Source organism: Candidatus Mycoplasma haematohominis, from assembly GCF_902712995.1.
GTDB classification, from domain to species: Bacteria; Bacillota_I; Bacilli_A; order Mycoplasmatales; family Mycoplasmoidaceae; genus Eperythrozoon_B; species Eperythrozoon_B haematohominis.
On sequence record NZ_CACTIB010000004.1, the window covers coordinates 54,692 to 76,799 of the forward strand.

Consider the following 22,108-nt stretch of genomic DNA (forward strand, 5'->3'; position numbering starts at 1 on the left):
TTCTAAATCTAAGCTACTAGGTGAGGGGGGGTACTACCTTGACTACCAGTTCCGACAATCATAAAAGTAGAAGAAACAGCTGTTACTAAGAAAAATACAAGTGGAAGAAAGAATGCCATAAATTAATTTGAAGATGCCAAAATTTTATACATAAAGCGATTCAACTCTAAAAAAATTAATCTCTCTAACCTTGAAGGCCTTACCTATCTATATCAACCATTTTCTTCTTTCAAATTCTGAAAATATAAACATTTAACTATCGCGTATAAATTAATTTGTAAACAAACTAATTTAGATTATTAAAAAAATAAACATAAAAAATGGGCGTACTCAAACTCATCTGAAGCTTAAATAAATTATGCTTCCTGATTGCTAAATTAATAGCAGCAGGAGGAGTATTAACTGGTTTAGGTTATCTAGGATATGCAGGAACTAGAGCTTTTATAGATTGGATACAGAATTCTCCAGAAGGTAAGAATATAGTTGGAGGCATAAAGTCAGTTGTTGATGCTGCTTGTGAGAAAATAGCTGGAGAGAAAGACAACAATAAATGTTTAGACACGATAAAGAATAAAGTAACTGGAAAAACTCAAGAAAAAGAAGCAGCAGCAACTAGTAATGAAACAATAGATAAAGACTAATCAACAACCAAAAAACAAGGATAAATTTAATTCTTAAATACCTAACCCTTTAACGCGCTCACTCTACATACCAGCCGTAGTAACCAAAAGTTCCTGGTTTAGTTTTTTTCTTTTTAGATTTCTCTTTTGGATCAGGAGTCAAACCTCCCTTTCCTTGACCCTCTCCAGCTTTTCTTCTCTCTTCTTCTTCCTGTTGTTGTCTTCTTTGTTCTTCTTGCTTCCTTACTTTTTCTTCTCTTGCTCTTCTTTCTGCATATGAACCGTCTATTTTCCTTTTAAAGTTATAAAAATCATTTTTCCTATTTCCCTTTTCAAGAGGAGCTTGTGGATCATATTTACCGCCATCTAATCCTCATAATCATGAATAAACAGAATTACAAACCTCTTTTTTTCTACCTTCTAAACCAAAACGACAATTTAAACTATCTAAAACTCCATCATCAGTTTCTCATTCATCTCCTGTAAGAGGGGACGCCACCTTATCTCTACCTTTCTCTTTTTCTTGCTCTAATCTATTAAATATTTTTTGTCTCTTTTCTTTATCGTTTGGATTAACTGTTTTTTCATCTAATCCCCATAGTCATGAATTTATATCACTACAAAATTTTTTATCTCAACCTTGTACATCGCCCGTTCCACAACCTAATTTACTATAAATTGCTGTATTAGAAAAATCATTAGCGTCAGCTACAGTTAATGATGAAAAATCATCACCAACTTCTAAAGCTAAGCTGCTAGGTGAGGGGGGGTACTATCTTTACTTCCTGTATTGGCTATCATAAAAGCAGAAGAAGCTGCTGTTAATAAGAAGAAAAGAAGAGGGAAGAAAAAAGCCATAAATTAGATTAAAGATGCCAAAATTTTATACATATAGTGAGTCAGTAATTAAAAAAATTAATTTCCTTAATACTAAAAATTTACCTATCTATACCCATTAACCCAAGATACTTTTTAAGCTGTCTTTATTAGTATTCTTGCTTTCTTTTTTTAAATAAATAATTAAACAAAACAAATCTATTAAAAGAGATTAAAAAAATTAAAAATGAGTTTACTCAAAATTGTTTGAAGCGCAAACAAATTAAGTTTCCTAATTGCTAAGTTATTAGCAGGAGGAGGAACACTAATTGGTTTAGGTTATCTGGGATATACAGGAACTAAAGCTGTTATATACTGAACAAAAAATTCTCCAGAAGGAAAGAATATAGTTGGAGGCATAAAGTCAGTTGTTTATGCTGCCTGTAAAAAGATTGGAGGAGGTGAAGATATTAATGGCTGTATAAACCAACTAAAAAATAAAGTTACTGGATCATCTAAAGAAGAAGGAAAAGAAGCAACCACTACTACTGAAGCAGGAGCTCCAGCAACAACAACTGCAAGACAAGCAACAGAGTAACTTTAATTTTTAAATACCAAACAAAAAATATAAGTTTTCAACGCCTCTAGATTCCTCAATCTACATATCAACCGTAATAACCAAATGTTCCTGGTTTAGTCTTACCTTTCTTTTTAGGCTGTTCTTTTGGTTTAGGAATTCTAGGTGGTGTTTGTTCTTTTTCTCTAGCCTTCTCTTTCTCTTGTTGTTGTCTCTGCTCTTCTTCTTGCTTTCTCCTTGTTTCCTCTTCTAATTTTCTGGCTGCCTCTTTTCTTCTTCGTTGCGCAGTATTACCATATATTCCGTTGCTCAAATCATAGTAACTATTTTTTCTTTTTCCTTTATCTGCAGGATCTCCCAGACGTCCCTTGCCTTCATCATCTCCTCACAATCAACGATAAGCTTCGTCGCATAATCTCTTATTTCTGCCCTCTCAACCAAAATTACAACCTAATGCATCTATTACATCTTGATCTGGAAAATTATTCCTATTTAGCTCATCTTCACTCTTTAAATTAGAAGGTCTGCCTCTTTCCTTTTCTCCCTTTAGCTTCTGATATAAATCAGCTCTATCTTGTGTATTACTATCATCGTTTCTATATTTATATTTTCCTCCTAAGTCACCTAATCAATTCTTAACATCGTCACAAAACTTACTTCCAGTTCCTCCTTGACAACCTAAACCAGCAAGAATAGATCCATCAGAATAACCTCCAGCTGATGCAGCGTTATCTCCTGTAAGACTAACTCCTGTTCCGGCAGAAGTAGATGATGAACCAACATCACCAACCTCTAGAACTAAACTACTAGGTGGGGGGTACTATCTTTACTTCCTGTCTTGGCTATCATAAAAGCAGAAGAGACTGCTGTTAATAAGAAGAAAAGAAGGGGAAGAACAAAAGCCATAAGTTAATTTAAAGATGCCAAAATTTTATACATATAGTTAGCTAAAAATTAAAAAACTAACGTACTCATTCTACGTATCAACCATAGTATCCAAATGTTCCAGGTTTAGTTCTTTTCTTCTTAGGATGCTCTTTTGGTTTAGGAGTTAAATCTCCTTTTCCATGACCATCACTAGCTCTTCTTTTTTCCTCCTCTTCCCGTTGTTGTCTTCTCTTTTCTTCTTCTTGTTCCTGTTGTTTCTTTCTTTCTTGCTCTTTCCTTCTTTTTATTTGTTCTGCCATAGGTCCATCTATTTTCTTTTTAAAATCGTAGAACTTATTCTTCGCTTTTGCTTTTCCCTCAGTATCGTCTGGCTCATATTTGCCCCCATCAAGATCTCATAATCACCAATAAACATCATCACAAACTTCCTTTTTTCTATCTTCTGAACCAAAACGACAATTTAAACGATCTAAAGCTGCATCTCTATTTTCTCACCCCTCTCCTGAAAACAAAGTTTTATTTCCTTTACTCTTTTTTTCTTTTTCTAAAAATGCAAAAACTTTTGGCCTCTTATCTTTATCGTTTGGATCGAAATCTCCTAATTTTTTTCATAATCACGAATAAACATCTGCACAAAATTTCTTTTCTCAATCGTCTGATTCACCAACTCCACAACCTAATGCACCATAAATCCCAGTATTAGAAAAATCGTTATTAGTAGCTGCAGTAAATGATGAATAACCATCATCAACTTTTAAAGCTAAGCTACTAGGCGAGGGGGGGTACTATCTTTACTTCCTGTTTTAGCAATCATGAATGTAGAAGAGATTGCTGTTAGTAAGAAAAATAGAAGAGGAAGAACAAACGCCATGATTTAATTTAAAGAGGTCGAAATTTTATACATATAAGTGATTAGAAATGAAAAAAATTAATCTCTATTAATTCCTCAATCTACGTATCAACCGTAATAACCGAAGGTTCCAGGTTTAGTTCTTTTCTTCTTAGGTTGATCTTTATGTTTAGGAGTTACAGGAGGAGTTTTGCCACCTTTTTTCTCTGTAGGCCTTCCTTTTTCTCCACTTCTTCCATGATCAGATTTTCCTTTTCCTTTAGGAGCTTCAGGAGAACCTGAAGGTTTTTCCTTCTTCCCTCCTAAGCCTAATTGATCTCTAAATTCACCAAATTTTTGCTCTCTATTTCCTTCACCCTCACCTCCTAGTCACAATCAAACATAAACCTTATCGCAGATGCCTGAGTTTCTACCATTTGAACCAAATTTACAACCTAGAAAATCTACTGTATCTCCATCTTTAAAACCACCATCTTTTACTTTTTTCTCATCTAGATCTTTAGAAGGAGTTCTCTCCTTTTCCTCTTTTAACTTTTTAAAAATATCATGTCTTTTTTTGAAATTATCATCATCAAGAGAACCTTCTTCTCCGTCCTTATATCCCTCTGGTAAATCCTCTAAAAACTTCTTAATATCATCACAAGTTTTATCTCCTGTTCCGCTTCCACAACCTAAAACAGAAAGAATAGTCTCATCATCTGTATCCGTAATATCATCATATGTTCCTTCATCTCCAGTTGATAATGACAAACCACTATCAACTGTTAAATCTAAACTACTAGGTGAGGGGGGGTACTATCTCCACTTCTTGTTTTAGCTATCATAAACGCAGATGAGAATGCTGTAACTAAGAAAAGTAAAACAGGAAGTATGAAAGCCATAAATTAACTTAAAGATTCCAAAATTTTATACATATAGTGAGCTAAAAATAAAAAAATTAATATTCCTCAATCTTAAAAACTACTACTACTTATGTCAACTAACTCCAAATACCTTCTCTATATTAGCTTTATTAAGAACACTCTTAGTTGGTCCATAAGCAAACACTGCTCCATCTTCTAGTAATACAACTTCATCAGAAAACTGTTCTGCTTGCTTAATATCATGCAGAATAGTAATTATTGTCTTATTCTCCTCTAATTGAAGTTTCTTCAATAAGTTAAGTATCTTATATTGATTATTGATATCTAAATAAGTAGTAGGCTCATCAAGTATTATCACTGGAGTTTGTTGTGTTAATACTCTAGCCAAAATAGCTTTTTGTTTTTCCCCTCCGGATAGATTATTCATATTCTTATCTTTATGCTGAAGTATCTCCATTTTCTCTAAGTTATTCAATATAGTTGGATCATTCTTAGAGTAATGAAATCTAAAGAAGCTGAAGGATGGGAATAAACCACAAGCTACATAGTCATATACGGATATTTCATTATGAATAATGTTCTCCTGAGCAACATAAGCTACATTCTTATAGAAACTCTTTAGAGAGATATTCTTTAAATCTTTCTGTAATCACTCAATACTTCCAGAATACTTCTCAAACAAATTAATTATTGCTTTCAAGAAAGTAGTCTTACTGGAACCATTACAACCAAGAATGGTTGTAAATTTACCTGCTTTCATAGAAAGAGAAATATTCTTAAGAACTGTTGGGTCTTCCTTAGAAGCCTCTTCTTCCTTATTGGCTGTATTCCTATGTAATAAATGTTGTTGATAAAGAGTAGGGAAGAATCTCTTTAAGAAAATATGTAACCATCTATCTCATGCATCATCTCCATGATACATAAAGGATAGATCTCTAACCCTCAATAAAGGTTTCTGATTCATATCCTTCTCATCAGAAATCTCAGGAAACTTCTGTCTATCAAAGAAACTATTCATAACCTTATCAATAGAAATAATTGGATCTCTATTAGGAAGAGATAGAGTCTTTATCTTTTTATAAGTCCTATAAGGCAAAGGAATAAGTAATAAACGTAGAGCTAATCCAGGTATAAGAGCTCTAGTCTCCAGATCCAATGAAGGAAGTCTTCTTCTTAAAAATAAGCTATAGCTAGTTCTTACTTTGAATGCATATATAGCCAATATAAAGAACAATAGTAAAAAGAATATCTTGACTAGTATTGTGTATATAGCCATCAGGAATAAGCTATCCTGAGGAACATTGGAGACTAGTAAATTCTTATAGCTATTGTTGTATATATCAATAATAGATAGCTGATTAAAGATAGTAGAAGTACGTATATAAGTGGCCAATATAGCCATAGATAGCCAACAACAGTAGGTTGCAAATAAAGCAGACAGTAGAGTTATATGGACTATCTTTATTTGTCTCTGTAGACTCTTCCAGTTTGTATATTCCCCCAGAAGACTCCTTACTGTCTCAACTGTTAATCAGCGTAATCTACTAAAGAGCATATATATTGTTTAAATAGACACCAGCAGGTGTCTTATTAACCTCACAATCAATTCTGAAAATATCTCTAAGAAGTCTAGAAGTAACTATCTCTCTAGGATGTCCAGAAGCCCTTATCTCTCCATCCTGAATAACTATTAAGTTATCTGCATAATCTATAGACTGTTGTAGATCATGAAGAATCATGATTATTGTTTTCCCTTTCCTATGAAACTCCTTAAGGATTTCAAGGAATTGATGTTGGTTCTTAACATCTAGGAAAGAAGTAGGTTCATCCAGAACTATTATTTCTGATTCCTGTACTAACACGCTAGTTAACAAAATCTTTTGTTTCTGACCACCAGATAATTCCTTAATCATCTTGTGTTGTCACTTAGCACAATCATTCTTCTCCATAGTACTCATAACCAATGAATGATCTAAATCAGGATTGTTACTCTCTAGTTGTCTATATGGATATCTAAACATCTCTAGGAAGTCAAGTATTGATATCTCATTCTGTAGATTCAAGAATTGAGGTATATAGCTTACTTGTCTAGAAAATTCAGTTCTGTTGATAGTTGATATCTCTTTTCCGTTTCACAATACTTCTCCTGTGAAACCTTCATTTAAATTAATAAGACTTCTTATTAATGTTGTTTTCCCAGATCCATTAGGACCAATAACTACATTGAAAGAGCCTTTCTTTATCTTTAGATTGATATCTTTAAGTATCTGTCTCTCTATGTCTTCCTTAGAAGAACTAAACAGTTTCTTAAATATATTTCTATTTACATAAGGAGAGAAAGTTAACCCTCTAGTTTCCAGTATTATGTCATCTGGATTATCAGAACTAGATGAAGAGATATTGAAATAATGCTTTAGATGCCTCAAGTTTCATATCTGCTTAACTCACTTTAAGTTAGATAGTCAAGTTAACTCTGTACGTTCAAATTCTTGCTGTTCTATTTTTGAAGCAATATAAAAACCTAGTACATTAAATAGGATTACTAGGGTTAATTTCTGGAAATTAAAAGAGTCTGAAAGTAGTATGTATTCTCATACTAGCTTGCAGAAGATAGAGAAGTTAAATACAAATAGGATTCCTATTAGACATATAACTGCTGAAGCTAATTGAATAGATATATTGAATAATCTGAAAGCTGGGATCACTGATGCATTTAGATTAGAGCTTCCATTAGCTTTAACTCCATTATCTAACTCAAACAACTTATTAAGCAATCCAGGAAAAGCCTGATTCTGATAATTCTCTAATCTAGATATATTCCCATAAGTAGACATAACCTCTCCAGATCTTCATACATATTTAGAAAAGTTCCATTCAATAGAACTAAGAGAACTATCTGTCTTAATAATTTCAAAATTAAATGAAGCAGCAAAATAAAAAGCTATCAGCAAGCCAATTAGAAATAGCTGAGTAACTATTCCAATAGACAAAGCAAACAATCACTTATTTTTCTGTATATAGGAGGGAGAGGACATATCTTTTCTTTAACTACCTCTTCTTAAAGAGTAAGTAGAGGAATATAGGAGCAATTATGGATGTACTCAAGAATCCAATAGGAATATTCTTATTCAGATTTATAGAGATAAAGGCAGCTAGTAGAACTAGCATACCTCCTATAAGAAAACTAGTGATGATGTTTATATCTGACTTATTCTTAAACAACAATCTAGAGAAAGAAGCAGCAACTATTCCCAGCAATGAAATACTCCCTATCATTGCTGATTCAATACCTACTATTACAGCTACACAGATATATAAAAACCCTTTAAGAAACTTAACTCTAACTCCATAAAACTTAGCTAGCTCCTCATTTAACTCAATCAAATCTATTTCTTTTCTGAACTTGTAAACAACAAACAACAGCATAGTAATAACTACTACTGAAACAATTGTTGTTGTTCTTCAAATTCCTATTTTTGAAAGAGCCTGAATATCTGGAAATCTACCATAAGCAAAGTTTTGAATCTCAGTATTAACCTGAGTCTGTGTAGATTGATTCTCTAATATTCTTGGATTAGCTAAAGTTACAGAAATAGCTTCAAAGATAAATTGAAGAGCTATACCTGTAATAGCAAACTTCTCACAATTATCAGGCTTATTCTTAGATAGGGTATAGACAATACTTGTTCCTAATATAGAAGAACCAATAGATATAAGAGGAAGATAGGCTCTTACTAAAGCTAAAGAACCAGTTGTCCCATCATATTGGAACATTATGAATAAAACAATGAAGATAATATTCAGAGAACCTATACCTAAGATAGAAATATCAGATAGATTATTCTTAGTTAATTTCTGAAGTAATAGTCCAGATAAACCTAAAGCTCCTCCACTAAAGAAAGCTAATAAATACTGTCATACTCTTATTGTCAATATATTGGAAGAGAAGTCATATTTTCATTGGAAAGTAGAGATCATAAGAAAGCTTAGACATACAAATATGATCCCTAGACATACTCACTTAGTTACATCCTTCTTCTTAGCCACATAACTATCCAACATTTCGTGACTATGTGTTCTTTCCATCTATAAATCCTTATTTTTCAGAGTAAGACTCAATAGAACACAACCACCTAAGAACAGGATAAATATTGAAGAAGAAATAAAGGAAAACAAACTATTAAGCATTGTCCCAAACAATAGCAGGACACATGCTAGTACTGAACCAACTGGAATAATGATTTGATATTTTCTAGTATTTAAAAGACTTCTTACAGAATGAGAACAAATAAGACCTAAGAAAGCAATATTACCTACTAAGACAATAGAGATAGTAGTAGTTAACAGTATTACTGTGTAACAGAAGTATTTAAAGGCTTTAACGTTAACACCTAGAGTCTTAGCTTGTTCTTCTCCTAATTCAAATAGGTTTAGTTTCTGAGAAAAGATAAAACTTAAAGCTGCAAGCACTAATAAAGCTAATGCACATCATTTAAGGAAAGAGAATTGACTTGTATATAGTCCATATATATTCTCTGCACCTCCCATAGCCAAAGCAAAAGAAGCATTAACTGCATTAGAGTTATAGGTTTTTATTAGGAATACAAAGGTTTTAAAGATCATATTTAGAACCAATCCAATAAGAATGATCTTTAAGTGTTGAGTCTGATTCTGTGGTTTACTAAATAAAAAGCTAAGAATAAATAGAGTTATTAAACCACCTAGAAGTGCAAATAGGAAGTAAAGAATGTGATAGTTAGAAGCTTCTATAGTACTGGAGATAACTCCTTTCATCAAGATAATTCCAAATATTGTGGAATTAATGAAACCTAGAGTTGTGGTGTCAGCTAATGGGTTCTGTGTAATTGATTGAATTAAACAACCACTAATAACTAAAGCTATAGCTGCAAATATAGAAGATAAACATATTCATACAGATCTTTGAACAGGAGCTATAGACAGCGAATCTTTAACTACATCATTTTCAGTTGTTTTAGCTCCGAAGACTAAAACTGTAAGTAACTCTTTAGGTGTTAAGGATTGACCCTTAGTTAATAGAAAGACATTAATCCAGAAAAGAACTAATAAGAAGAATAGAGAAACAGTAAGTATTAAACCTACCTTTATAGGAGTAGAGAAAAACTTCTTCTCTTTCTCTCTAGTTTCTAGGTCTTTTAAATTGTCAACAAACTTGTTTTCAAGCCTTATCTGTTGCACTTAATATACCAATAACCTACTTCAATAAAAATCTATCGCTTACTAACTAAATTGGGGATTCGTTAATTTGATTTATCTATCTTTTGGGTCGTTCTTTATTTATTTAAAAATTAAAAATTGAATAAAAGATTTACTCTAATTTAAGATAGGAAAGCCTACTTTGCAGTCGTTCCCGGCTTCAAGTAGGTTTCTCAGTAGTCTTTCTCAGACATACCTTTTTCCTTAGCTAATCTCATATTTGTTCTTTTTGCTTTTAGAACAAAAGTATTAATGTACACGGAGAAGCAGTTAACTGTTAGGAATGTTACGAATAAACCCATTGTAGAACCTGCTCCTGCATTTCATGATCCGCCTGATTTAATAGAACAAGAATAAATCAATTCAATAACACCTAAGAAGGCATTCAGTCACATGAAAGCTGCACCAAAGCTGAAGTATAGGAAAAACTCATCACTGATACCAAAAGTCATTTTACTTCTTTTAACGTCAAAGTAAGGAGGAAGAAGAGCGCCAATAAGAATAATGGCTGCTATTACACTTAAACCAGTTGAAAGATGCCCAAGTACTTCTGCTGCTGTATTAGCTGTTGACATAACCTACTTATTTGCGTACATCCTATCGTGGTACTCAGACTCAGATATACCCATTTTCTTAGCTTCCGCCATATTCTTATTTTTAAGCGTCAACACATAGAGGTTGCCTAAACCGCAAACAGTATTAAGAACTGAGAAAATAACACCCAAGAAAACTAAGTTTGTAGCATCTCCACCCAAAATACCACCTACAGCAGTAAGGAAATAAGCACCTATCGCAAACAAAGCAGCAACACAACTATGAAGCAAGAACATGGTTTTGTTAAGACCAACTGTGTTCTTTGTTTTATAAGTAGCGATGAAAGTCGGAACCATCGCAATCAAAATGCAAGAGGCACCCATTGAAGCTGTCGCAACTCCTAAGAGTTTAAGAACAAATTCAAAATTGTCCATTGACATTAACTAAGAGTTTTTTCTTTAATAAATATTATGTTAATTGAAATTTAGGAACAAAATCAAAAAATAAATTTTTAACTGAGCATTTAAAAATGAAAAAATCATTACTCAAAAAATAATTCAAATTGGTCAAAGTGTGTAGGTTGACTACTAAATGAATTATCCTTTCAAGTCACCATTATTTCTATAGATTTACCCCTTATTTCGTAATATATCCTCCCTTCTAACTCATTAAAGTTCCAATTATTCCTAAGAAAAACCTTTTTTAATTCTTCTCTAATAAAAGGCTTTAAAGTCTCCTCTATTTTCCTCTCATAAATTAAAAACTTAGTCTTTCCAGATTGATAAGAATAATTAAGTAAAGAAGTCAATTTATTAGTAGTAAAAAAGGACTTATCAAAAATTTTGACTCTAGTCATATCATCTAGAGTCTCAATAGCCTTAGGTTTCTTTAACTTAGATGTTTTGGAAGAAGCAAAAGAATAGATTTTGTTAAATGAAATAGCACCTAATGCTAATCCACTAGCAGCAAGAATAGCTACTAATTTAGAAGAGACAAGCAACTCTAAAGAGAAATAAATTTAAATCTTCTTAAGGTAGGTAAATAGGGAGCAGGGTTCCTTAATACTCTTATCTTTAAATTCTGAGAAGCATCTAATAAAGGATGTTGTTCAAAAGAGAAATGATTCTTTAAAGATATTTGATAGCCATGATTATTAGTCAGCAAAGTTAACTTATTTACTAAATTACCTGAAGTCTTCTGAGGGTAATAAATTCCCTTAGTTGTCAGATCAACTAAGTTATTTCTAATTCCGACATCTAAATAAAAGTTATTTCAATCCTTAGAGTTCCTAGCTTTGAAATAACTAACAGGAACACTTAATTTATTCCCGTCACTTAATTCAATCTCACAGGAATCTAAGATTACTTTTGCTTGTCCTCTTATTGAAAATCAATCATCTATATAGGTATCCTTCAGATCATCGTATTTCTTTAAGCTAATGAATATTGTTTCATAGCTCTCTACCTGTCTATCCTTATAGATACTTCATGTTTTAGGTATCTGTAAGCTATAGAGTGATTTCTGGTACTTGTGTCTATCTATTGAGAAGCTATTCTTATATCTAAAGCTAGAACTAATCTTTAAGAGCTCTATCTCAGATATGAAATCTAAAAGATGCTGATTATTTTCTCTGTAATTAACTGATTTATTAAGTGCGTGATTATAGGACTTAAGGGAGTCTAGATTATTGGTATCAAAAGCAAAAGAGAATTGAAAGGGTATATCCTCTGACTCTTTAAATTCTCTTGCAAAATACTTATCTCCCGATAGGTTAATAAAGGTACTAAATCTAAATACTTGACATTTATCTGAAGAATTTTTTTGACAACTAGTCTTCTTATCTGGGATTAAATTAATAAAATCTATTTTTTGATTAGGTAAATCTAGTATTCCATACAGAATTTTTAAATCAATTTTGTATTTACTGTTTATTTCTATTCTCCCCTCTAGATTTAGACGATAAGCAAAAGGTTTAAAGTTAAATTCGTAGTTATTTATATATATTGAAGGCAAAGGATACATGATGAATAGCAATTACTATTCTTATATTGTTGACTTTTAGAAAAAATGGAACATAACACTTAGTTAAGTGGCTCAAGAAAATACAGAGTTATTTGCTCAACCTTCGGAAGAGAAAAAACCATTTAAGGATCGTCTTAAGTTGACGATGTCTGGGCTCTCAGGAGCTTTCATGTTGCCTATATCCACTCTGGCTATAGTTGCAATCTTCCTATCCCTAGGAGGATTACTGGAATCATCATTCCAACCTGGATATCCCCTACAAAAGATTGGAACCCTTATTAAAAATGTTGCTTATCCCTTACTACAAGCAATACCTCTACTTTTCTGTGTAGCTTTTGCTTATTCCTTCTGTAAAGGAGATGTTTCTTGTATATGAAGTGTCATTCTGGCTTATCTGGTATTCCTGTCTGTACAGAGTGTTTTTGTATATGTAGATCCAGTAAACTCCACTAATACTGATCTATCCTCTCAAATACAAGGCTACATAGTCTTATTCAAAGGATGAGGTAGAGATCCTAAGAGCATGGTCAACTTAGTTGACAATACTCTTGGCTTTACTGCTCTTAATACCTCTATATTTGGTTCTCTTCTATTAGGAGGAGTAATGATGCCTTACATACAAAGGCATTACTCAAATGTACAACTAAAAGGTCCTTTTGCTTTCTTCTCAGGTAAGAGATTCTTGCCTCTTATGGCTGTTATTGGAGCCTGAGGATTAGCTCTTCTATTCTTAATTATTTGACCATGAGTAGGTAGTGCTTTCTCATGATTAGGAAACCAACTTTCTAAAACTCCTGCTGGTATTGATTCCTTTATTTTTGGTGTCCTAGAAAAGTGTTTAATCCCTACAGGATTACATCACATGTTCTACTCTCCTCTTTGGTTCTCTCCTGTAGGAGGTGATGCTGTTAGGGCTATTAATGAGTTAAATGGAGCAAATGCTGCAAATATTTCAAGTGGTAATGCTTGAACAACAGAACAATTAACTTACTACATCTCCGCCCTAGACAGATACAAAACTCCAGTTAGTGCAGGAGGAGTAATGAGAAATATCTGATCTGGTGCTAGAGTTCCTCACAGTATGTGACAAGGTGATTCCTTCCTAGGGCTATCAATCATCTCTCTTCCATCAAACACAATCAATGGAAAATCAGCATTTAACTTCTTCAAAGAAGATCTAGGAATAAATGTAGGTAGATATACACAGGGTAAATTCCCAGTTATGCAATTTGGACTACCTGCTGCAGCAATTGGTATGACTCTAGCTGCTCCTAAAGAAAACAGAAAACAAGTTCTAAAAGGATTTATACCTGGAATCCTAAGTAGTGCTCTATTAGGAATTACAGAACCTCTAGAGTTCTCATTCCTATTTGTTGCTCCTAAATTGTTCTATTGCTTCCACGCAGTACTATGTGGCCTATCATTCATGCTTATGAACATATGTGGAACTCATATTCCTTCTATCCTATCTGGAGGATTAATAGAAATGATCATTCTAGGAGTTATTCCTGTAGCTAAAGGAACTCACTTCTATTGATATTTCGCAGTAGGTATGATACTAGCTCCTCTATACCTAGGAGGTTTCTACTTAGCAGTTACAAGATTCAATCTAAAAACTCCTGGTAGAGAAGAAGGAGCACATGCTCATGATGAACAAGCTACAGAAGAACATACTTCTAAAGTACCTGAACAAACCAGAAAATTAGCAATTGCTCTAGGTGGTTGAGACAATATAGAAAAACTATCTAACTGTGCTTCTAGATTGAGATACGATATAGCAGATAAAAGTAAAGTAAATGAAGCTGGTCTTAAAGCTGCAGGAGCAATTGCTTCCAAATGAGTTGGAGATAATCACTTGCAGATAATAGTAGGCCCTAAAGCTGAATCAATTAATAATGAAATGCTTAAATGAAAAGGAGAAGATTTAGGTATCTAGATTTATAAATTGAGAATTCCCAACAATATCCTCCTGGTATTTGATGACTTTGATCCTGTTACTAACTACAAGATTAGATTAGTAGAGGAGACAAGAAAGATAGAGACAATCAACACTATTATCTTTCTTTATGAAGCCTTTAAAGGACAATCAGATAGAGCTTTTCAACAAGATGAAAAAGTAGCTCTTCTATCTGCTACTCTACCTAATACCCTTAGTCCTAGCTACATAATAGATGGAGATTCCTTCACTAATACAGATTTAACTATCTTCCAGAAAATACAGCTTCAAAAGAAAAAATATAAAAGCTCTTCTCTCTATCTACTACTAGATACAAAGGAATATCAGATACTAGAACAAAGCTCAGAATGACCTCTAATTCTCACAATAGTAAACCTAGTTGTTTATGTACTTCCTGAACATAAAGAATTAGTACACACGTACTCATTTACTTCCAAACCAATAATCTTCATAAACCCAACTGACGAAATAAATGCTCTAAGTAAAGCATCTTTACTTGAAGTCACTAAATCAGGTTTCAATCAAACACTAATTGACTACATGAATAAATCAGATGAATGTGCTATCAAAAGAATTAAATCTCATCTATCTCCAGAAAGATTTAGGCATTCTCTTAGAGTTGCTGGAACTATAAAGAGAATATGTGAATTATTGGAGATAGAGGATATGGAATTGCGATATGACTCTTACATATCTGCTTTATACCATGACATATGTAAAGAGATACCTAGAGAAACTCAAGAATCTATAGCTAAAGAAACTCTAGCTTGAGATGATTACATCAGTTGAAAAGTACTTCATGGTCCTATAGGTGCTTGATACCTTAGGAATAAATACCTATTTACCAATGAGGATATACTAGAAGCAATATCCCAACATACTGTTCCTAATGATGACCCTAAGATGATCACTATCTTTCTATTCTTGGCAGATAAGTTAGAACCAGAAAGACAAAAAGAATATCCAAATATATATAAGGATGCTTGAGATCTAATAGAAAGGAAATTACCTATGGAAGCCTTTAACTTTCTAATCTCCTATTTCGAAGAATTAAAAGCTACTAAGAATAAGTTCCAATAAAGCTACACAAGGCGCTTTATTGGTAATTGTTATTATATGGATTTGCATGAAAGGGATAAACAAGGGTGCTACATGGACTTCCCTATTCGTATTAAGCGGAATAGGAACCTACTACTTTTCTAACTTGCTGGATACCTTCATCAACTACGATGATGGTTTCAGCCTGGATATCTTCAGTGAATCTCCTATGGAAAATGCTGAATTATTGGATACTGAAGTTCAATTAGAAGTTGATTCAGACACTATGGCAGTAAGTACTGTTGCTGAGGTGGAGGAAGCTATAGTTGATGAACAAGAGGAAGATGAGGATAAAACTGAAAAAGTAGAATTATCTGACAGCGATGAAGAACCGAAAGAAGAATCAGAAGATACACAAGATCAAGAAGAAGCAAATGTTGAAGTAAGTTTTGAAGCATCAGATGAAATCAAAGAAGATGAGGATAGGACTGAAGAATTAGAAAGTGTTGCATTAGAGGCAAAGGATATTGAAGTTAAAGAAGATGCACAAAAGGAAGAAGAACTTGAAGATAAAAAAAGCGACGAAACTATGGAAGTTTCTGATGAGAATGAATTGGAGGAGGATGAAGAGACTGTTGATGAGCAGGAAGAAATAGCTGAAGAAAATACTGCTACTCTTAGTTTAAACACAGAAAGCAAGGAAATTACAGAAGAAAAAAGCACAGATGAAGAAGGTAAAAAAACAGAATTAAAAGTTGAAGAAACCCAAGAAAAGGTGTCTGTTCCAGAAAATAATGTTGATAAAAGAGAAAATCAAATTGAAGAAAAAGAGCCATTAAAAGTTCAAGCGGAAGAAACAACAGTTAAAGAAACTGTAGAAGTTGTGCCTGTCGCTACAGAAAAAGTTACTATTGAAACACAAGCAGTAGTTAGCGAACAAGTAAGTGCAACAGCTACAAAAGAAGAGAAACCAAGCCAAAGTGATGAATCAAATACCGGAGAAAAAAATAAAAAATTACAAAAAAATAAAGCTTCTGAAAAAGAGATTAAATCTAAAGAAAATGGAAAAGGAAAAAACAAAAATGATTTAAGAAAAAATAAGAAAGGAAAAGGTAAAGGCAAGGGAGAGAAGGGCGCAGATAAAGGTGCTGGAGCGCCCAAAAATATTGATGATGGAGAAAGCTGATTTGGAAGCGAAACTGTAGGAAGCAATTGAAAAAAAGAATTATTAGATGGAACAAGATATGAATGATGAGTGGGAAAAGCAGATCACTTTGAACAAATAAGCGAAGCACAAATTACATCAAGTAAATTTCTAAGTAGTGATAAATTTAAAAACGCTTGGGGAAAAATGAAAACCCTTACAAACAAGAAAGAAAAAGCTGAATTAATGGCTGAAACATGTTCATCAATACATAGCATGCATTTTGACCCTGCGATAAATCAAGGTTTATGAAGTGACGTTTGATACTACTGTAGAATGGATAGAGCTACTAATCCAACTACTGAAGAAGGCAAAAAAATAATTGAAGAAATAGAAAAAGGAATTAAAGAAGCAGAAGAACAAGCTAAAGCTCTTGCGGATAAGTCTTCAAAAGAAAATATCAAAGTTGAGGCTACAGTAGTCGAATCACTACAAGTCAACTAACAAATTCCCTCCTCTTTTTTAATAAAAAGACATAAAGAGAAAATTAGCCAAAAAAAAGAAGTTCTAAGAAATCATTTTTTATTTTTTTTAGTGTGTATTATACAAAATCCATTTTTTACTTTAGTTTTCACGCTTTTTAGAGATTTAAGCTATTAACTAGTCTTGATAAATTAACCTACTCTTCTATTTCATGCGAATTGCAAAAATATAGTTCAAATCCGAGAAAAAGCAACTAACTATTTTGACAATGCCTACTATTAAATCTCTTAATTTCTAATCATCTTCAAATTCATAACTAGTATCTGAATCATATGCATTCAAAATTGCTTCAACTTTACGTAAATCAATTACATCAACTGTAAGAATTTTTGCTAAGAAAAGATCAAGGCCGCTAGCTCCTTCTATATCCATTCTTAATTCTTGTCGCGCCTCTCTTACCAATTGCTCTAGTCTATTAAAAAGCTCTTCATATTTTTCTCAATCGTGCCCTGCTTTTGTCTTCAATTTCAAGCTTTCAACAATTTCTTCTAAATTCGGTTTCGGTTTTTCCTGCACTCCAGATTCAGTAAGCTCTACAATCTCGGTCTCTTCTAATTCAAGAGAAACAGCAACAGTTGTCTTGTCTGTCTCTAGAGATGAAATTCCTACTTCTTCTCCTTCAAAAATATCACAAGAAAAACAAGAGCCTTCTAACTCATCAGAAGCAGATAAATAACCTTCTGAATTAAAAGAGGAATGAGAAACGCCACCTACTATTTCCGTATCACAACTTTCCTTAAAACCAAACTCTTCATGTGCGAACCTACCATCTCTTTCCTCTGTTAACTCTTTTAAAGGATATAAATTAGACCCTTCTCTTGCTTCTAAAGGTCAATTTGAAGCAGAAACTCCAGATGATCCAGAAAGTTTATTTAAACTAGAAGAATCGCCAGAAGAACACTCAACAACACCTAAAAATTCTCTAATTTCATCATCTGAAAATCTATTTTTAAAACTATCTCTAACAAAAGATCAAACACTAGAACCTACACAAACTGAATCATGCGCTTTTAAATAAACAAAAGATTCTTCTTCCTTAAATTCTTTATCCAAATCAGAACCTATGAGCGCTACAGTAGGTAACTCAGAAGAATCAGAAGATGTTAATGAAGTGCTGTGGTTAAAGGGGGGGTTTGGGTTTTAAAACATCCTCAACAATAGAGGAAACCAAAACCTGTTAATACAAAACTAAAAACTGTAAAAAGACCTATTCCAAGGGCTATAAACATAAACTATCTTTTTTTGAAAAGTCAAGATTTTATACACAAAAATATTTGAAAGTGCAAAAAATATTCCAAATTTAATCAACTTTTAAAAGCTAATTTTTGAAAAATAAATCCTTTCTAAGAACTTAATCTGCATCATATTGTTGCAAAATTTCTACTACTGATCCAAGATCAGCTCTATCTCCTGAAAGAAATTCTGAGAAAGCACGATCAAAATCTCCAAATCCTCCTCCAGTGTCAGTTCTTAAACTTTTCTTTGCTTGAATTACCAATTCTCTTATTCTTCCAAAAAATTCCTTATCTATCATTCCCTTCAATCTTTCAAGAAGGTCAGCTAGATCTTTATCTAAATTTTCTATTTCTTCATCTACAACAGGTTCGTAAGATTTTTCATATTCCACAAAAACAATTTCCACTTCTTTAGCAACAACTTCCTCGTCTATCTCAATTTGAATCTGAAGAGAAGTGCCTTCTTCAAGAACTTCATACAAAGAAGGGCTTCCTCCTATTTGGAATTCACAAGAAGAACAAAGATTTGAATCATCATAATCCACCATTCCTACTTCAAAATCAAAATTTTCCCCAGATCCATGCTCTTCATTTGCAAATTCATCATTTCTTTCTCCTTCTAATTTTCTTAGAGAACCTACATCAGATCTTCCCTGAAAATGTACATTTGAATGAGAAGTTCCAGACAATTCAGACAGATTTTTAGATTTAGGAGAATAGCCAGAAATACAACCAAAAACTCCTGAAATTTCTTTAATCAGATCGTCTGTTAGCTTATGATCGAAACCTCTCTTAACAAAAGATCAAACACTAGCATTTACACAAATTGAACCACGTTCTTTTACATCAACAGAAGACTCGGATTTTTGTTCTTCTTCCTCAAGCTCTTTATCTGAGCCCGCAAGTGCTACAGTAGGTATCTGAGGCTGATCCGGAGCAACTTCTACTGAACTGATGCTATTAAAGGGGGGGTTGAGGATTTAGATCCGAAACATCCTCAACAATAGAGGAAACCAAAACCTGTTAATGCAAAACTAAAAACTGTAAAAAGACCTATTCCAAGGGCTATAAACATGAATTATTTTTTTGAAAAGTCAAAATTTTATACATAAAAATATTTGAGACTTAAAAAAATATTTCAAATTTAGTTAACTTTTTAGATCTAATTTTTGAAGAAAACAGAGATGAAATCTATTTTTATTTAATTTCCTAAAACGATAAAAAATTAATCTAACTTTTTATCTTGTTTTTTACATCCAGAGCCAGCATTTCAACTCTTTGCACACCCCTCAAGATTCTTTCACCAATCCTCTAATTGCTGAAAATTTATTGTTTCATCATCGGCTTTAATAAATTCGTCCAAAAGTCTATTGGCATCTTGTGTTCCCAATCAAATACCGCTTTTCAATGCTTTCTTCACTGATTGTACCAATCATCTTAATTCGATAAGAAGTTCTCGTCTACTTCTTTTTCCGCCTTCACTTGTTACTTTCACTTGAGCTCGACCTTGTGCTTCTGTTCTCTTAACAGTCGCTACACCCAATACACTGGTCAACTCATCCACAATCTTTTCTAATATTTCATCTTCTTTTGCTTCTCGCTTTTTCTTTTCTTCTAATTCTCTTACTTCTTTTTCTTTTCTTGCTTGTTCTTCTTTAGCTCTCTTTAATTCTTCCTGTCTTTTTTGTTCTTCTTGAACCCTTCTTTCTTCAGCAAGCTTTTTCTCTCTTTCTACTTGTTCTTGCGCTTGTTTTTCTCTAGCTAATTTTTCTTTTTCCTGTTCTTCTGATGCCTCTCTAGCTTTTCTTGTTTTTATTTCTTCTTCCTCTTCTTTAGCCTCTAACCTCTCTGCTTTTGTTTTTCTTCTAAACTAAGACCTTCTGATGCTACTGTTAGATCTGTTAGCTGATATGAAATTGTTCATGTAGCTCTACCATTAAAAGGGGGGGTGCAAGCTTTAGAACCAAAAAGCGCTCAACCAAATAAACAAGCAATTCCAGTTACTGCAAAACCTAGAAGAGTAAAAAAACCAATACCAAGAGCTATAAACATCCGTTATTTCTCTTAAAATGCCAAAATTTTATATTTAAAACATGCTTGAAACCTAAAAAATGGTTTCAGATTTAATTGACTCTTTAGATCTATTTTTTTACTAGTAGATTAAACTTCGTCATATTCTCTAAGAAACTCCCCTAACTCTTCAATATCTATATCTCCATCCTTCGATACAAGAATTTGTCCTAAAAAGAGATCTGCGTTAAACAATCCACCGTTAGTATCAGTTCTTAATTCTTCTCTTGCTTGTCTTACCAATTTATCCAATCTATCAAGAAGCTTTCAAACGTCATCACTTAAACCATCCTTCTGTTTAGCTCTTGCAATTATTTCTTTCATTTCTTCTAAATTAGGTTTCTCCTTAGTTTTGAAGTCAAGCGCCATTACAACCTTTTGTTCAAAAATAATTTGATTAGATGATGATTCAACTTCTTCTTCGACAATATCACACGAAAGACAAAGTCCACCTTCCTCCTGAGGAAAAAGTGAAGGACTTGAATCAAAAGAAGAATATGAAACAACATCATCACCCAACTCTACATTCAAATTTTTGCCAGTTCCATACGTTTCACTTTCATCATTCCTTTCTCCTCCTGAGTTTTTCAAAGAATTGAAATTAGATCCTCCTCTTAAAACTCAATTTGAATCAGAAGATCCAGATGATCCAGAAAGATTTTCTAACTTAGAAAAACCAGAACTACACTCAACGATTCCTAAAAGATCTCTAATCTCAGCATCTGAAAACCTATCCTTAAAACCATCTCTAGAAAAATATCAAACACTAGCATCTACACAAACTAAACTATTTTGTTTTAGGTCGACAGAAGACTCAGCTTCTAATTCTTCTTCTGAATCTATAAGTGCTACAGTAGGTGTCTGAGCAAGATCAGAAGCAACAACTTCTACTGAACTGGTTTCATTAAAGGGGGGGTTTGGGTTTTAAAACATCCTCGGCAATAAAGAAAACCAAAACTTGCTAATACAAAACTGAAGACTGTAAAAAGACCTATTCCTAAAGCTATAAACATAAAATATTCCGTTTAGAAAGCAGAAATTTTATACACAAACATATTTGAAAATAAAAAAAATATTTCAAATTTCACTAACTCCTAAATCTAAATTTTGAAAAACTAATACGCAAAATCTATTTTCGTTTCAGGCTTTCAAACAATAGATTTAAATAATCCAAATCTTCATAATAGACACCTTCTAAACCCATTTAATTTTTTAGATTTACTGGTTGAACTGTTTAATCACCGCATCCACCAGAACTGCCCTTTCACATACCTGTACAACCCTTAAGATTTCCTAAAAAATACTTTAGTTCTCGAAAATTCATTGTTCTCTCGTCTGCTTTAATAAGCTCATCTAAAAAGCGATCAGCATCTCAAAGTCCTCTTCCAATATCAGTTCTTAATTTAGACTTTGCCTCAGTAGCTAATTTTCTTAGTTCTAATAGAAGTTCTTTTCTATCGCTTTTTCCTCCATCTCTCTTCACTCTTGTTTTTCTTTTATTATCATCAGTTTCCTCATCTCCGAAAACACTTGAAAATACCTCTACAGCATCCTCTAGTACTTCATATATTTCCCCTTCTATAAGTTCTGGTTTATATTTCTCAAAAGCATCCATGTAATCAACATACTCTTCTATTGCTTTAAATTTTCTTTCTTCTTCTTCCTGTTTTTGTTTCTCAGCTAATCTTCTTTCTTCTTCAGCTTTTTTTGCTTGTT

General features: G+C 32.9%; 23 protein-coding genes and 1 pseudogene. 6 read left to right on the plus strand and 18 right to left on the minus strand.

The features are described 5' to 3' along the window. Positions 1–320: 320 nt before the first annotated feature. The gene (locus H6411_RS00525; RefSeq protein WP_216082704.1) at positions 321–641 is read left to right on the plus strand and encodes a hypothetical protein; all 321 of its coding nucleotides are present in this window, start codon (positions 321–323) and stop codon (positions 639–641) included. A gap of 49 nt (positions 642–690) precedes the next feature. On the opposite strand, the gene H6411_RS00530 is transcribed toward H6411_RS00525, so the two are convergent. After that, a complete protein-coding gene (locus H6411_RS00530; protein ID WP_216082705.1) occupies positions 691–1,119 on the minus strand; it encodes a hypothetical protein in 429 nt (142 codons plus the stop codon). A gap of 564 nt (positions 1,120–1,683) precedes the next feature. Here H6411_RS00530 and H6411_RS00535 point away from each other — a divergent pair. After that, positions 1,684–2,034 carry a hypothetical protein gene (locus H6411_RS00535; RefSeq protein ID WP_216082706.1) on the plus strand — a complete coding sequence of 117 codons (351 nt, stop codon included), beginning with the start codon at positions 1,684–1,686 and terminating at the stop codon, positions 2,032–2,034. A gap of 46 nt (positions 2,035–2,080) precedes the next feature. Here H6411_RS00535 and H6411_RS00540 read toward each other — a convergent pair whose 3' ends face one another. The 11 genes from H6411_RS00540 to H6411_RS00590 form a co-directional block, all read right to left on the minus strand. Next, positions 2,081–2,404 (minus strand): hypothetical protein, encoded by a 324-nt coding sequence (locus tag H6411_RS00540; RefSeq protein WP_216082707.1) that lies wholly within the window; start codon positions 2,402–2,404, stop codon positions 2,081–2,083. 571 nt (positions 2,405–2,975) lie between these two features. Further along, positions 2,976–3,413, minus strand: a complete 438-nt coding sequence (locus tag H6411_RS00545; RefSeq protein WP_216082708.1) for a hypothetical protein — start codon at positions 3,411–3,413, stop codon at positions 2,976–2,978. A gap of 416 nt (positions 3,414–3,829) precedes the next feature. Then, positions 3,830–4,501 carry a hypothetical protein gene (locus tag H6411_RS00550; RefSeq protein WP_216082709.1) on the minus strand — a complete coding sequence of 224 codons (672 nt, stop codon included), beginning with the start codon at positions 4,499–4,501 and terminating at the stop codon, positions 3,830–3,832. A gap of 216 nt (positions 4,502–4,717) precedes the next feature. Next, positions 4,718–6,016, minus strand: coding sequence for an ABC transporter ATP-binding protein (locus H6411_RS00555; protein WP_216082710.1), 1,299 nt, complete (start codon positions 6,014–6,016; stop codon positions 4,718–4,720). A 142-nt stretch (positions 6,017–6,158) separates the two neighbouring features. Continuing rightward, positions 6,159–7,649, minus strand: a complete 1,491-nt coding sequence (locus H6411_RS00560) for an ABC transporter ATP-binding protein (RefSeq protein ID WP_216082711.1) — start codon at positions 7,647–7,649, stop codon at positions 6,159–6,161. Positions 7,650–7,662: 13 nt separating this feature from the next. Next, entirely contained in the window at positions 7,663–8,700 is a 1,038-nt protein-coding gene (locus H6411_RS00565; protein WP_246307702.1) for an iron chelate uptake ABC transporter family permease subunit, read from the minus strand. Then, the gene (locus H6411_RS00570) at positions 8,701–9,831 is read right to left on the minus strand and encodes an iron chelate uptake ABC transporter family permease subunit (protein ID WP_246307703.1); all 1,131 of its coding nucleotides are present in this window, start codon (positions 9,829–9,831) and stop codon (positions 8,701–8,703) included. 155 nt (positions 9,832–9,986) lie between these two features. Continuing rightward, positions 9,987–10,424, minus strand: coding sequence for a hypothetical protein (locus H6411_RS00575; protein WP_216082712.1), 438 nt, complete (start codon positions 10,422–10,424; stop codon positions 9,987–9,989). Between the two features lie 3 nt (positions 10,425–10,427). After that, on the minus strand, positions 10,428–10,823 hold the full coding sequence (locus H6411_RS00580; RefSeq protein ID WP_216082713.1) for a hypothetical protein: 396 nt from the start codon (positions 10,821–10,823) through the stop codon (positions 10,428–10,430). A 101-nt stretch (positions 10,824–10,924) separates the two neighbouring features. Beyond that, positions 10,925–11,383, minus strand: coding sequence for a hypothetical protein (locus tag H6411_RS00585; RefSeq protein WP_216082714.1), 459 nt, complete (start codon positions 11,381–11,383; stop codon positions 10,925–10,927). Positions 11,384–11,385: 2 nt separating this feature from the next. Then, positions 11,386–12,405 (minus strand): hypothetical protein, encoded by a 1,020-nt coding sequence (locus tag H6411_RS00590; protein WP_216082715.1) that lies wholly within the window; start codon positions 12,403–12,405, stop codon positions 11,386–11,388. 67 nt (positions 12,406–12,472) lie between these two features. Here H6411_RS00590 and H6411_RS00595 point away from each other — a divergent pair, with 67 nt between their 5' ends. The 3 genes from H6411_RS00595 to H6411_RS00605 are packed head-to-tail and all read left to right on the plus strand — an operon-like array spanning position 12,473 to position 17,048. Continuing rightward, the gene (locus tag H6411_RS00595) at positions 12,473–14,341 is read left to right on the plus strand and encodes a PTS transporter subunit EIIC (RefSeq protein ID WP_246307704.1); all 1,869 of its coding nucleotides are present in this window, start codon (positions 12,473–12,475) and stop codon (positions 14,339–14,341) included. 9 nt (positions 14,342–14,350) lie between these two features. Continuing rightward, positions 14,351–15,442 (plus strand): bis(5'-nucleosyl)-tetraphosphatase (symmetrical) YqeK, encoded by a 1,092-nt coding sequence (yqeK, locus tag H6411_RS00600; RefSeq protein WP_216082716.1) that lies wholly within the window; start codon positions 14,351–14,353, stop codon positions 15,440–15,442. A 46-nt stretch (positions 15,443–15,488) separates the two neighbouring features. Further along, entirely contained in the window at positions 15,489–17,048 is a 1,560-nt protein-coding gene (locus H6411_RS00605; RefSeq protein WP_216082717.1) for a hypothetical protein, read from the plus strand. A 273-nt stretch (positions 17,049–17,321) separates the two neighbouring features. Here H6411_RS00605 and H6411_RS00610 read toward each other — a convergent pair whose 3' ends face one another. The 5 genes from H6411_RS00610 to H6411_RS00630 all read right to left on the minus strand — a co-directional run bounded on the left by H6411_RS00610 (position 17,322) and on the right by H6411_RS00630 (position 20,983). Next, positions 17,322–18,140, minus strand: coding sequence for a hypothetical protein (locus H6411_RS00610; RefSeq protein WP_216082718.1), 819 nt, complete (start codon positions 18,138–18,140; stop codon positions 17,322–17,324). Between the two features lie 298 nt (positions 18,141–18,438). After that, positions 18,439–19,011, minus strand: a complete 573-nt coding sequence (locus tag H6411_RS00615; protein ID WP_216082719.1) for a hypothetical protein — start codon at positions 19,009–19,011, stop codon at positions 18,439–18,441. 536 nt (positions 19,012–19,547) lie between these two features. Beyond that, positions 19,548–19,886 (minus strand): hypothetical protein, encoded by a 339-nt coding sequence (locus tag H6411_RS00620; protein ID WP_216082720.1) that lies wholly within the window; start codon positions 19,884–19,886, stop codon positions 19,548–19,550. Between the two features lie 275 nt (positions 19,887–20,161). Then, positions 20,162–20,374: a hypothetical protein gene (locus H6411_RS00625; RefSeq protein WP_216082721.1), complete on the minus strand. Its 213-nt coding sequence runs from the start codon at positions 20,372–20,374 to the stop codon at positions 20,162–20,164. A 108-nt stretch (positions 20,375–20,482) separates the two neighbouring features. Beyond that, positions 20,483–20,983, minus strand: coding sequence for a hypothetical protein (locus H6411_RS00630; RefSeq protein WP_216082722.1), 501 nt, complete (start codon positions 20,981–20,983; stop codon positions 20,483–20,485). A 4-nt stretch (positions 20,984–20,987) separates the two neighbouring features. On the opposite strand from H6411_RS00630, the gene H6411_RS00635 reads away from it, so the two are divergent. After that, positions 20,988–21,320 carry a hypothetical protein gene (locus tag H6411_RS00635; RefSeq protein WP_216082723.1) on the plus strand — a complete coding sequence of 111 codons (333 nt, stop codon included), beginning with the start codon at positions 20,988–20,990 and terminating at the stop codon, positions 21,318–21,320. 306 nt (positions 21,321–21,626) lie between these two features. On the opposite strand, the pseudogene H6411_RS00640 reads toward H6411_RS00635, so the two are convergent. Further along, a pseudogene (locus H6411_RS00640) lies at positions 21,627–22,108 on the minus strand (hypothetical protein); the annotation flags it as partial.